Source organism: Neobacillus sp. SM06 (assembly GCF_050496765.1).
Taxonomy (GTDB): Bacteria; Bacillota; Bacilli; order Bacillales; family Cytobacillaceae; genus JAEVLT01.
Window position 1 is genome coordinate 488487 of the sequence record NZ_JBNWEO010000015.1, and the last position, 11712, is coordinate 500198.

General features: G+C 40.2%; 15 protein-coding genes. 10 read left to right on the forward strand and 5 right to left on the reverse strand.

What is annotated here, in order from left to right:
- Nucleotides 1–45 precede the first annotated feature (45 nt).
- The gene (gene selA, locus ACQYAD_RS11960; protein WP_430238424.1) at nucleotides 46–1452 is read left to right on the forward strand and encodes an L-seryl-tRNA(Sec) selenium transferase; all 1407 of its coding nucleotides are present in this window, start codon (nucleotides 46–48) and stop codon (nucleotides 1450–1452) included.
- 38 nt (nucleotides 1453–1490) lie between these two features.
- Here the strand turns inward: selA and ACQYAD_RS11965 are convergent, their stop codons facing one another.
- Entirely contained in the window at nucleotides 1491–1634 is a 144-nt protein-coding gene (locus ACQYAD_RS11965) for a small acid-soluble spore protein P (protein WP_430238425.1), read from the reverse strand.
- Between the two features lie 113 nt (nucleotides 1635–1747).
- Here ACQYAD_RS11965 and ACQYAD_RS11970 point away from each other — a divergent pair, with 113 nt between their 5' ends.
- A complete protein-coding gene (locus ACQYAD_RS11970) occupies nucleotides 1748–2008 on the forward strand; it encodes a hypothetical protein (RefSeq protein WP_430238426.1) in 261 nt (86 codons plus the stop codon).
- A gap of 22 nt (nucleotides 2009–2030) precedes the next feature.
- On the opposite strand, the gene sspO is transcribed toward ACQYAD_RS11970, so the two are convergent.
- Nucleotides 2031–2180 carry a small acid-soluble spore protein O gene (gene sspO / locus ACQYAD_RS11975; protein ID WP_430238427.1) on the reverse strand — a complete coding sequence of 50 codons (150 nt, stop codon included), beginning with the start codon at nucleotides 2178–2180 and terminating at the stop codon, nucleotides 2031–2033.
- Nucleotides 2181–2506: 326 nt separating this feature from the next.
- Here sspO and acnA point away from each other — a divergent pair, with 326 nt between their 5' ends.
- The 8 genes from acnA to ACQYAD_RS12015 all read left to right on the forward strand — a co-directional run bounded on the left by acnA (nucleotide 2507) and on the right by ACQYAD_RS12015 (nucleotide 9719).
- Entirely contained in the window at nucleotides 2507–5215 is a 2709-nt protein-coding gene (gene acnA, locus ACQYAD_RS11980; RefSeq protein WP_430238429.1) for an aconitate hydratase AcnA, read from the forward strand.
- Between the two features lie 119 nt (nucleotides 5216–5334).
- Complete coding sequence (locus tag ACQYAD_RS11985) at nucleotides 5335–5526, forward strand: hypothetical protein (RefSeq protein WP_430238431.1); 192 nt, start codon at nucleotides 5335–5337, stop codon at nucleotides 5524–5526.
- Nucleotides 5527–5775: 249 nt separating this feature from the next.
- Nucleotides 5776–5907, forward strand: a complete 132-nt coding sequence (locus ACQYAD_RS11990; RefSeq protein ID WP_430238432.1) for an FbpB family small basic protein — start codon at nucleotides 5776–5778, stop codon at nucleotides 5905–5907.
- Between the two features lie 65 nt (nucleotides 5908–5972).
- A complete protein-coding gene (locus ACQYAD_RS11995) occupies nucleotides 5973–6116 on the forward strand; it encodes an acid-soluble spore protein N (protein ID WP_430238433.1) in 144 nt (47 codons plus the stop codon).
- Between the two features lie 158 nt (nucleotides 6117–6274).
- A complete protein-coding gene (tlp, locus tag ACQYAD_RS12000) occupies nucleotides 6275–6511 on the forward strand; it encodes a small acid-soluble spore protein Tlp (protein WP_430238434.1) in 237 nt (78 codons plus the stop codon).
- 123 nt (nucleotides 6512–6634) lie between these two features.
- The gene (locus tag ACQYAD_RS12005) at nucleotides 6635–8980 is read left to right on the forward strand and encodes an AAA family ATPase (RefSeq protein ID WP_430238435.1); all 2346 of its coding nucleotides are present in this window, start codon (nucleotides 6635–6637) and stop codon (nucleotides 8978–8980) included.
- Nucleotides 8974–9405 carry an acyl-CoA thioesterase gene (locus ACQYAD_RS12010; protein WP_430238437.1) on the forward strand — a complete coding sequence of 144 codons (432 nt, stop codon included), beginning with the start codon at nucleotides 8974–8976 and terminating at the stop codon, nucleotides 9403–9405. Before ACQYAD_RS12005 ends, ACQYAD_RS12010 begins: the two co-directional genes overlap by 7 nt.
- Before the next feature lie 5 nt (nucleotides 9406–9410).
- Entirely contained in the window at nucleotides 9411–9719 is a 309-nt protein-coding gene (locus ACQYAD_RS12015) for a hypothetical protein (protein ID WP_430238439.1), read from the forward strand.
- Nucleotides 9720–9799: 80 nt separating this feature from the next.
- Here ACQYAD_RS12015 and ACQYAD_RS12020 read toward each other — a convergent pair whose 3' ends face one another.
- The 3 genes from ACQYAD_RS12020 to ACQYAD_RS12030 form a co-directional block, all read right to left on the reverse strand.
- On the reverse strand, nucleotides 9800–10105 hold the full coding sequence (locus tag ACQYAD_RS12020; RefSeq protein WP_430238441.1) for a HesB/YadR/YfhF family protein: 306 nt from the start codon (nucleotides 10103–10105) through the stop codon (nucleotides 9800–9802).
- A gap of 148 nt (nucleotides 10106–10253) precedes the next feature.
- A complete protein-coding gene (locus ACQYAD_RS12025) occupies nucleotides 10254–10577 on the reverse strand; it encodes an ATP-binding protein (RefSeq protein WP_430238443.1) in 324 nt (107 codons plus the stop codon).
- A gap of 16 nt (nucleotides 10578–10593) precedes the next feature.
- On the reverse strand, nucleotides 10594–11394 hold the full coding sequence (locus ACQYAD_RS12030) for a histidine kinase dimerization/phospho-acceptor domain-containing protein (protein WP_430238445.1): 801 nt from the start codon (nucleotides 11392–11394) through the stop codon (nucleotides 10594–10596).
- Nucleotides 11395–11712 lie beyond the last annotated feature (318 nt).

Sequence of the window (11712 nt, forward strand, 5' to 3'; positions counted from 1 at the left end):
AATGGTATAATGTGCATTGACATTAACATGAAGGAGTTTTTAACTTTGAAACAATGGCTGCGTTCCATTCCGCCTGTTCATGAATTGCAGACGCATGAACAGTTTTTTGCGCTCATGGATAAGAGCAATTTGGATTTTAATGAATTATCTAACCAGCTTAAGGAAGTTGTCGAACAGATTCGCTGCTCCATTTTAGCCGGGGAGTGGAAAGGAGCTGTTCCCGGAACAGATTCATTTACAGCTGAACTTTTTCAACTGTTGGCAAACAAAATCGGAACTCAATTTTCTTATACGCTTGAAAGGGTAATCAACGCAACTGGCACCATATTGCATACGAATTTGGGAAGAGCCAGGCTTAGCGACCATGCAATTGCCCATGTAATTGAGACTGCACAAAATTATTCAAATTTGGAGTACAGGCTTGAAGAAGGAAAACGCGGTTCGAGGCACAGCCATGTTGAATCCTTGATTGAGCATTTGACGGGTGCAGAAGCAGCGATGATCGTAAATAATAATGCTGCGGCAGTATATATTGTCTTACGAGCATTTGCGCAAGGTAAAGAAGTGATTGTCTCCAGGGGGCAGCTTGTTGAAATCGGCGGCTCATTTCGCATTTCTTCGATTATGGAAGAAAGCGGGGCAAAACTTGTTGAGGTCGGCACAACGAATAAAACCCATCTTAAAGATTATGAGCAGGCGTTAAGTGACGAAACAGCGATGATTATGAAAGTACATACAAGCAATTTTAGAGTAATTGGCTTTACGGAAACAGTTGATACCCGAAAGTTGATTTCTTTAAAGAAGAAACGAGACCCGATTATTTTTTATGAAGATCTTGGAAGTGGGGCATTATACGATTTCCGCACGCATGGGATTGGCGAGGAGCCTGTTGTGAGAGAAATTATTGAAATGGGCGCAGATCTTGTTACATTTAGCGGAGACAAGCTATTAGGAGGTCCGCAGGCAGGCATAATTGCAGGCAAAAAGGAGCTGATTGACCGGTTAAAAAAACATCAGTTGGCAAGGGTTGTCCGTGTTGATAAAATGACGCTTGCAGCTTTAGAAGGTACTTTAATTGATTATGCTAAAGGGGAAAAGGGCTTGGAAACAATTCCGGTTGTTCGCGATATCCTAAAGCCTCTAAATCAGCTTGAGAAGCGTGCAAAAAATTTTGCAGCAAGATTTGTTGAGACAACTAGTAGCTTTCATGTAAGAGTCATTCCCGGAACGAGCCAAATTGGCGGCGGTACCATGCCTGAAGTCGAATTACCATCTGTTCTAATCGCCCTCCGCCATAAACAATTTTCAGCAGAACAGCTTTCAAAAAAAATGCGTGTCGAATTAAAACCCGCAATTGTTGCTCGAATTCAAAAAGAGGAGTTAATCCTCGATCTGCGGACAGTATCTGAACAGGAAGAAGAAATCCTGCTAACTACATTAAAGCAGCTTTAACATCAGCCAAAACACCCTCTCTTTGGAGGGTGTTTTGGCTACATATCATGATGGGAATTGTGTTTTGCCCTTGTATGCTGGCGATTTTTTACTTTATGTGATCCGCTGAGCGGCTGCGGTTGTCCTGATTGATTGCCTTTTGGTGCATTTCGGCGCATATCTTTACTATCATTTTTGTTCATCTTCATCCCTCCTTACCGTTAGGATGCTTTCAGCAATTGTTTTTATACGGTATATTATTTATCATTTTGCACATTTTAACCATATACCTACTTTTTCTGGAGGAGTGAAGCAAATGCCATACCATAAAAATAAACAGCAAGCATTCCAAGCTGCACAACAAGGTGTAGAGGATGCCCAAGAGCTTTACTATGAAATCGTTCGGGATAGCGCCAGTTATGGTCACCAGTTAAAACATTTAAAAGAGGAAGTAAACGAGGCGTACCAGCAAATTGAAAATGCATTAGAAGTAGCCTCTGAACATGAGAAGGTTCAGCTTAAACGGTATCAGCAAGATTTGCAAAAAATGGTTGACGAAGTCAATCTATACCAGTAAAAAGCGGGGAAATTCCCGCTTTTTACTGGTTTTTCTTACGCGTTTTATTGTTTAGTTTTTCTTTCGCGGTTAATGGTTCATTCGCGATTTCTTCATTAAATCCGGCACCTTGGCCTTGTCCTTTGGCAGCATTCATTCCCGGGATGACATGATTTGATTTTTTTCGCTGCAAACTCAATCACCTCCTACTATTTTACTATTTCCTAAATCCTCTAAAAAAGACAGATTGTTTTTTTACCATAATAAAAAGGCGATTTAAGTTGTCTGCTTTCGATTGACATGAGACGCCATAACCATCGTTTATCCCGTTCACGCGTGATTATTTCATAAATTAATAAGAAATACTTATCGAATGCAATAACTTTCTTGTTATTTACTTATCTCGAATAGTGTATTAAGATTAGAATTGTGAGAAAAGTAGGGATGGATGGGAAAATTCAAACTTTTCGACTTTTGGATTTATTTGTTTTATTATGACGATTGAAGGGGGTTTTTTGAATGGCAAATAACGATGTTTTTAAGGCGCGCACTTTTTTTGAAAAGAACGGCAAACGCTATCACTACTATCGTTTAGGTGCATTGGAAGATTCTGGAATCGGAAAGGTATCCAAACTTCCTTATTCTGTGAAAGTTTTACTTGAATCGGTATTACGACAATATGATGGTCGGGTTATTACAAAAGAGCATGTTGAAAATTTGGCAAAATGGGGAACTGGCCAATTAAAAGAGGTGGACGTGCCTTTTAAGCCATCCCGGGTCATTCTCCAGGATTTCACTGGTGTACCAGCAGTTGTGGATCTTGCATCACTTCGTAAAGCGATGGCTGATATGGGTGGAGATCCTGACAAAATCAATCCGGAGAAAACAGTTGACCTCGTCATTGACCACTCTGTCCAGGTTGATCTTTACGGAACACCTGATTCATTAAAAGCAAATATGGATCTTGAGTTCCAACGCAATGCTGAACGTTATCAATTCTTAAGCTGGGCACAAAAAGCGTTCAATAATTACCGTGCCGTACCGCCGGCAACGGGTATTGTCCACCAAGTAAACTTGGAATATTTAGCGGATGTTGTCCATGTTTCTGAAAATGAGGATGGAGAATTTGAAGCCTATCCTGATACGCTTGTGGGAACAGATTCCCATACGACGATGATCAATGGTCTCGGTGTCCTTGGCTGGGGTGTTGGCGGAATTGAAGCAGAAGCAGGAATGCTTGGTCAGCCTTCCTATTTCCCTGTTCCTGAAGTAGTCGGTGTTAAATTGGTTGGAGAGCTGCCAAATGGAACGACTGCAACCGACCTTGCTCTGAAAGTAACGCAAGTTCTTCGCAGCAAAGGGGTTGTTGGCAAGTTTGTCGAATTTTTCGGACCGGGCGTTTCGGTTCTGCCGCTTGCTGATCGAGCTACAATTGCCAATATGGCACCTGAATACGGGGCAACTTGTGGATTTTTCCCAATTGATGAAGAATCCCTTGCTTATTTGCGCTTAACAGGGCGCCATGAAGATCATATTCAAATAGTGGAACAATACTGCAAAGAAAACGGTTTGTTCTTCAATCCGAATGAAGAACCTGTATATACAGATGTTGTTGAAATCAACCTTGCCGCCATTGAAGCAAATCTTTCGGGGCCAAAACGTCCTCAAGATTTAATTCCGCTTTCAAAAATGAAGCATGCATTCAATGAGGCCATTTCTGCACCACAAGGCAACCAAGGATTTGGCTTAAAGGCTGATGAGCTTGACAAGGAAGCAACAGTGTCCTTCCATAACGGCGACCAAACGGTAATGAAAACAGGAGCCGTTGCGATTGCTGCGATTACAAGCTGTACAAATACCTCCAATCCTTATGTTCTTGTCGGCGCCGGTCTGGTAGCGAAAAAAGCGGTTGAACTTGGAATGGAAGTTCCGAAATATGTGAAAACGTCTTTAGCTCCAGGATCAAAAGTAGTTACAGGCTACCTTCGTGATTCCGGCCTTTTACCATATCTTGAGCAAATTGGCTTTAACCTCGTCGGATATGGCTGTACGACTTGTATCGGAAACTCCGGTCCATTAAAAGAAGAAATTGAAAAAACAATTGCTGAAAATGATTTGCTTGTTACTTCTGTTCTTTCTGGTAATCGGAACTTTGAAGGGCGAATTCATCCGCTTGTAAAAGCGAACTATTTAGCTTCACCGCCGCTTGTTGTTGCATACGCACTTGCAGGTACTGTGAACATTGATTTTGCAACGGAACCTATCGGCAAAGATAAAGATGGCAATGACGTCTTTTTCAATGACCTCTGGCCGTCAACTGCGGAAGTAAACGATGTCGTGAAAAATACAGTTACACCGGAGTTATTCCGAAAAGAGTACGAAAATGTCTTCAGTGACAATGAGCGTTGGAATGAGATTAAAACGAGCAATGAGCCGTTGTATACATGGGATCCTGAATCGACTTATATTCAAAATCCGCCGTTCTTTGAAGGGCTGCAACCTGATCCCGATGAAGTGAAGCCATTAACAGGCTTGCGTGTCGTCGGCAAGTTTGGCGACTCAGTTACGACTGATCATATTTCACCGGCTGGAGCAATTGGCAAAAATACACCTGCTGGTAAGTATCTACTTGAAAAAGGTGTTGAACCTCGCGACTTTAACTCCTATGGCTCGCGTCGTGGCAACCACGAAGTAATGATGCGCGGAACATTTGCGAATATTCGCATTCGCAACCAAATTGCACCTGGAACAGAAGGCGGCTTTACTACTTATTGGCCTACAGGTGAAGTCACTTCGATTTATGATGCTTGCATGAAATACAAAGAAAACGGTACAGGTCTTGCCGTTCTTGCCGGAAAAGATTACGGCATGGGATCATCCCGTGACTGGGCTGCAAAAGGTACGAACCTTTTAGGAATTAAAACCGTTATTGCGGAAAGCTTTGAAAGAATTCACCGTTCAAATCTCGTCCTAATGGGCGTACTCCCGCTTCAATTTAAAGAGGGAGAAAATGCTGAAACACTTGGATTAACTGGAAAAGAACTCATTGATGTTCAGGTTGACGAATCCGTTAAACCGCGTGATTTCATTCAAGTAACGGCTATCGACGAAAATGGTAACAAAAAGGAATTTGAAGTGCTTGTTCGTTTCGATTCTGAAGTGGAAATCGACTACTACCGCCATGGCGGCATCCTGCCAATGGTTCTTCGTGAAAAGCTAAAAGCCTAATAAATAGTATCTGGCGCCATGTTCCTATGGAACATGGCGATTTTTTGAACTTTCTGGTCGTTTTCCCTATGCGTATGGTGGATTGGTTACATATACTATTCCCAAAGGAGGGATAGAAAATGAATTCACTTGTTTTCTTATTTCTTGCAGCCATTTTTGCCGGGTTTTCTTTGCTCAAGCTGCCAGCAGTGTCATTTGTTCCGGATTTACAGCCATTTTTCCAAATCGTTGGCGTTCTCGCCATTATCATCTTTTCCTTTGTCATTTTATATATGGCGCTAAAAGCTCTTTTTAACAAAGGCTGGCGCTAGAACTTCCACCAGGCTGATGTATGAGAATCAGCCTGTTTTTATAAAAAAAAGCAATAGGAGTGAATTTGAATGAAATTGAATAGGGAAATTTGTAGAGGTACTAGTTGATTCAATGACTATTTTTAATAAGACAATGTTTTTTACATTTAGAATATAGAAACACTGTTAATTTTCAAAAAGTTGTAATAATTGCAAGCGCTATCGGGCATAATAGCTGTTAGAATAGGTAGTAAGGAAGGTGATATTCAGATGAGAAAACCTAGAAAACGCTCGTTTGCAGAATTGGTATCCGAAAATAAACTACAACTTTTGAAGGATCGTGCCGCAATGGAAAAGATTGAGCAGCGCTTGGAAGAAAAACGATTAGGCAAAGCGGAATAATCACATTGTTTACCATTCATGTCCCGCCTTTTTTTGCACAAAATACAGAAAGAGGAGGGATGGGAATGAGCAATCCAAAAAGAGATTCCAAACATTTTGTACCAAGCCATATTGGCACACAACCAAGAGGATTTAGCGGAAACAATGGGAAAAAAATGCAAGATACATCTGGTAAACATGCCCAAGTCATCCAGACTAAAGGAGAATAGCCAGGAAAAAAGACTTACTGCTTTTGCAGTGGGTCTTTTTCTTATGCTACAAGTTTTTGCTTGCTCATTCTTGAAAAACCACTTTTTTCTGTGATATTTTTGCCGGGTCGGTTACAAACTATTTTTGTACCAATTACCGAAGAAAGAAGGGATTTTTGATGGAAAATCGCCATAAGCCAAATCCGGATGATCGAAGTGATAATGTTGAAAAACTTCAAGAAATGATCCACAATACGATTGAAAATATCGAAGAAGCTGAAGAATCGATGCAGTTTACTGACAGCAGCGAACAGCGTCAGCAAATTGAGGCTAAAAATGAGCGCCGCCTGGAAAGCATTAACGCGATGCGATCAGAAGTAAAAGACGAAGCAAACGCGAACAATCAATACGAATAATCGAGGTAAAGACCAGTTTTCCTAAAAAGAATGGAAGGCTGGTCTTTTGAATGAACTATTTCATCATTTGTATGCTTCTATGGTAAGATAGAAGGGGAAATTTTGATGAAGAAGTGATGAACGGTGAACCAACAAAGACAAACACCAAATGAAATGGATCAGCGGCTGGAACATTGGAAAGAAGAACTAGCCAATAATGGAAAAATCAAAGATGAAAGTAGTTTGTTTACATATTTAAGCGGTGTAAAACATGATCCTAAGAAGCAAGCAAAGCTGCTAACAATTGCAGCATTATCAAGAATTGGAAACGGCAAATTAGATTCTCTGACTGTTGCCTGGATGGAAAAAGCTTTTGAATTGGATCCGAACAACCTGAAGGCACTAAGGTTTTTAACGCAATACGAATGGAAAAAGGAAAAAAATCTTTTTAATCTGCTTAGTTTTCCGCCAATTAGAGAATCGGATAATCGAACAGCCAAAAAGAAAATTGCCGAGGAATACATTCAAATTTGCCGTTTATTTCTGGAGGAATCTGAGGATCATTTGATAGCATACAAGAAAAAATTGACAGAAGTTGCTGAATGGGATGACCCCGTCATTTCACGGATCTATGATAAATTGTATCAGCTCGTTTCAGACGCTGTTCAGGAAGCAAGCGAATTGTTAAGCACAACAGAAGCTTATGAACAATCGATATCCGGCGTATTTTATAACACTCAGTATTTCCAAGACATAAAAAATCACCTTGAGCACTTAAATGTGTTAAAAAACCAGTGGCAAAATCTTTTCACTGAAGAGGGAGCAGATGAACCTTCAGAAAAAAAAGCGTTGGATCAACTGAACGAAATGGTTGGAATGGATTTCGTAAAAAAACGTGTAAATGATTTTTACCGGTTTTTAAACTATCAGAAACAGCGAAAAGAGCTTGGATTCCAAGTAAAGGACGAGCTTAGCCTGAACATGGTTTTAACCGGCAACCCGGGCACAGGTAAAACCACATTGGCCCGCCTATTAGCAAAAATCTACCATGAACTGGGTGTATTGCCGCGCGAAGACGTTATCGAGGCTGATCGCTCACAGTTAGTAGGTGCGTTTGTCGGTCAAACAGAGGAAAACGTCCGATCCATTGTCGAGCGGGCCATAGGCGGTGTGTTGTTTATTGATGAGGCATACAGCTTAAAACGCGAAGGCCAATCAGGAAACGATTATGGCCAAACAGCCATTGATACCCTTGTTTCGTTGATGACAAGCAGTGAATATAGCGGCCGTTTTGCTGTTATACTGGCAGGCTATCCAGAAGAAATGCGGCTTTTTTTAAACGCGAATCCAGGGTTGCGAAGCCGTTTTCCTCAATCAAATTTCATTCAACTGCAAGATTATTCAAATGCCGAACTAATTGAAATCGCCGGGAAAATAGCGGCTGAAAATGACTACATTCTTACAGAGGATGCCAAAAAGGAACTTGTCCATCGCTTAGAGCGCGAACGGGTTGACGATACTTTTGGCAATGCCAGAACGGCTAAAAATCTCGTTCTCGAAGCAATTTTTAAAAAAGGATCAGAAAGTAAAAGCGATACCACAGATGTTTTGCAGTTAACCGTGCTGGACAAAGAGAATTTTACCACCGAATTGGCAAACAAAACGGTGTCGCCGGAGGATGAATTGAACCAGCTAGTAGGCCTCGATTCATTGAAAGAAGAAATCCTATCCCTTGTTTCGTTTGTAAAAATGCAGCAGTTTCGAAGAAGTAAGGGACTTCCTGTCGTTCCTATTCAACTTCATTCTGTTTTTACCGGGAATCCAGGAACAGGAAAAACAACGGTGGCAAAAATTTATGCCGAATTATTACAAGAATCTGGAATTTTAAAGCGTGGCCATCTAATTGTTACAAGCAGGGCAGATTTTGTGGCCGGGTATGTTGGACAAACAGCCGGAAAAACGAAAAAAAAGATTCGGGAAGCTTTAGGCGGTGTCTTGTTTATTGATGAGGCCTATTCTTTATTAGGACAAACAAGCGGCGATTTCGGCAAAGAGGTTATTGATACTCTTGTCGATGAGATGACGAAACACAATGAAAATTTAGTTGTCATTCTCGCCGGCTATCCTCATGAAATGGAACGATTGCTAAACAGCAATCCCGGCTTGCATTCAAGATTCAAGAAATTTTTCCATTTTCCCGATTATACTTGTGATGAATTGGTTGCAATCATTGAAAAGTACATCCATCAGTATCAATACATGTTAACAGAACAAGCAAGAAAGCTGTTATATCAATCATTGCTTGAAAGGAAGGATCGTGGAAACGGGCGGTTTGCAACCAATCTGGCAGATGAAATGATTCAATCCCAAGCAATGCGGCTCATGAATGGAACACAGGCGACTGATTTGGTAGAAAGAGCTGTATACTTGGAAGAAGAGGATGTTAATCGAGCATTTATAAAAATAGGAAAAGAGGAGAATGTATGTTAGTTGCGACCACTGAAATTCCAGTTCGTTACGCGGAAACAGACCAAATGGGGGTTGTTTATCATGCTAATTATTTAATTTGGATGGAATTGGGGAGAACAGCCTTCATTGAAGAACTTGGATTTAATTATGCAGAACTGGAAAAGGACGGGATTCTTTCACCGGTAATCGATATACACGTATCTTATAAAAAACCTGTTCGTTATGGTGAAACTGCTACTGTTAAGACATGGGTGGAGGCCTATGATGGTTTCCGCGTTAAATATGGTTATGAAATCATAACAGCTGAAGGTGAACTTGCCGTAACTGGCTTTACAGAACATGTTTGCGTCAAAAAAGATAGCTTTCGTCCTGTTGCTTTTCGGCGAATTCATCCAACCTGGCACGCGGCCTATGAAAAAGTGAAGAAAAACAGCCAAGAGGGGTGAGGCAATTGGCATTTGGCATTAAGCGAAAAGATCTTGTTGAGTGGAAAAAAAGAATTGATAGGGGCGAGATTGCTTTTTTGACCCATTATTGGCTTGATGACCGGTTTCCGTATGCGAACACGGTTACAAAAGTTGGCTGCAGCAACCTTGAAAAACTGGCAGAATGGGGAAGAGGCCATGGGTTAAAACCGGAGTGGATCCACCAACGGGCAGATGGTTACTCCCATTTTGATCTGATTGGAGAACGTCAGGCGGCAATTTTACAGAAAGAAGGACTTTTCGAGACCCTTAACTTAAAAACACGCACTCATTAGACTGTTGTGCGTGTTTTTAATAGAGTAGAATCCATTCCAGCTGATTTTTTTGCAAATGCCCCCAATTTTATCGAAAAATTTTACTCTTTAGCTTTAGCTTTAGGAAAGTGAAAAATGGGTTCATTCCGATCCTCGTTCCACTCAATGGATAGATCATGTCCGTCAAAATACCATAAATCTTTTTCCTCTATGTAAAAAGAAATACCATCTTGCTCAGTTAGCGCGCCAATGTCTACCGGTTCCTCTGTGGAGATTCCCAAGGAGAAGCCGCTTTGAATGGTGCTTGTGCCGCCGTAACGTGCAAAAAAGCGAACAAATTCTCCTTCTGCTAAATTAAGTTCTTTTTTATACCAAACAACTGCTTTACTCTGAATTTGAATGTTCAAATGAATACCCCTTTCATCAATCTTGCTGCGATATGTCCACTTTACTCATAAAGAAATAAAATTGACCCTATATAGTTTACCACAATTGGTTCCATCCATTTCTTTAACGCACTGGATTTCAATCTTTCTTTTTGAATTCCAATAAGAATCACAAGTTCCTTTCACTAAGCGATTTGACTTGGTGCGCAAAGGTTTGAAGCGGAAACATAATCGTAAATGTCGTTCCTTTCTGGATCATACTTTCAACATAAATGGAGCCGCCGTTTTCCTCAATAATTTTTTTGCACATACTAAGCCCAATCCCTGTTCCTTTTTCTTTTGTTGAATAAAAGGGAATAAACAAGTTTTTAAGTACATCGTTTGACATTCCACAGCCGCTATCACTGATGCGAATGATCGCATTTTCTGCATTTACTTCTGTTGAAATCGTAATCATCCGGGAGTGGCTGAAACTTTCGTCGATGGCTTCCATTGCATTTTTTAAAATATTAATTAAAACTTGTTTTAACTGTTTGGGAGAAATTCGGAGCCGAAACATCGAACGAAGAAAATGACGAATGGATTTCAATGTTTCGAAGTATGGCTTCACTCTCGTAAAGAATGACGATGTCATGAACAATTTTATTTAATGAAACTTCTTGGCTTTCATCTGTCTGTGGTTTGGCTGCATTTAAAAATTCAAAAATAATATCGTTTGCCCGATTGATTTCTTCAAGAGCCACTTCAGCGTATTGTTCCTTTCCCAATTCCTTGAGGTATGGACGTAACAGTTGCAAAAAACCTTTTACAGTGGTCAGTGGATTGCGGATCTCATGGGCGATACCTGCCGCCAATTTTTCAACATTATGATGATGATCAACCGCCTTTGCGGCATCTTTCATTTCTTCCACCGTTTTCTCTAAATAATCCCTTTTTTCACTTAAGTCTTGATTAAAACGAAATAATTTCCGTTCAACCCGGCTGATCATTTCTTTCATATTTGAAAGTTCCGTTTTGATTGGAACACAAAATACATGAAGGTTTAAACCTTCATCAGTGGATTTATAAATTTGGTAAAACTGTTTTTGCGTTTTTCCATTCATCGGAATTTCGATAAATTCCAGATTGGTATTATTTTTTAAAAATGAAGTGGTATTTTGCTGATATTGACAATCAATTAATTCTACAAAGCTATCCGCCTCGACAAAATTTCGCTCTGCTACTTGGGACTTCTTCAGCACCTTTAGTTGCTGATCTAAAATAAAGTAAGGAAAAGGGACATTGTTCACGAAAATCTGATCAAAATTCATCTTTGAGATCATCCTTTTTTACAATCTGACAGTCAAGCCGCTTAATATGTAAAGTTTTTTAAAAACACACCGATCGCCGGTCTTATGAATCTAGTAAGTCTAATACTATCCGCAGTTCTATTTATATGCGGGGGAAAGAAAGAAATTTCTACAAATTTCGTAAAAAGTTAAATTTTTTATAGCTCTATCATAGCAAAATGGCAAAATAGCAACAATAACTGTGCTTAAATTAATCTCAGCTGGATAAAGCCTTTAAACTGGTTATACATATGAGCCACAGGACAAAAATCCTGAACCCTTGATAGTATTGACTTTATT

Excerpts from the sequence above, each read along its gene's own strand:
- ACQYAD_RS11990 (WP_430238432.1), top strand. The coding sequence starts at position 5,776 with ATGAGAAAACCTAGAAAACGCTCGTTTGCAGAATTGGTATCCGAAAAT.
- ACQYAD_RS12010 (WP_430238437.1), top strand. The coding sequence starts at position 8,974 with ATGTTAGTTGCGACCACTGAAATTCCAGTTCGTTACGCGGAAACAGAC.
- tlp (WP_430238434.1), top strand. The coding sequence starts at position 6,275 with ATGGAAAATCGCCATAAGCCAAATCCGGATGATCGAAGTGATAATGTT.
- ACQYAD_RS11965 (WP_430238425.1), bottom strand. The coding sequence starts at position 1,634 with ATGAACAAAAATGATAGTAAAGATATGCGCCGAAATGCACCAAAAGGC.
- acnA (WP_430238429.1), top strand. The coding sequence starts at position 2,507 with ATGGCAAATAACGATGTTTTTAAGGCGCGCACTTTTTTTGAAAAGAAC.
- ACQYAD_RS11970 (WP_430238426.1), top strand. The coding sequence starts at position 1,748 with ATGCCATACCATAAAAATAAACAGCAAGCATTCCAAGCTGCACAACAA.
- ACQYAD_RS11985 (WP_430238431.1), top strand. The coding sequence starts at position 5,335 with ATGAATTCACTTGTTTTCTTATTTCTTGCAGCCATTTTTGCCGGGTTT.
- ACQYAD_RS11995 (WP_430238433.1), top strand. The coding sequence starts at position 5,973 with ATGAGCAATCCAAAAAGAGATTCCAAACATTTTGTACCAAGCCATATT.
- ACQYAD_RS12030 (WP_430238445.1), bottom strand. The coding sequence starts at position 11,394 with ATGAATTTTGATCAGATTTTCGTGAACAATGTCCCTTTTCCTTACTTT.
- ACQYAD_RS12025 (WP_430238443.1), bottom strand. The coding sequence starts at position 10,577 with ATGGAAGCCATCGACGAAAGTTTCAGCCACTCCCGGATGATTACGATT.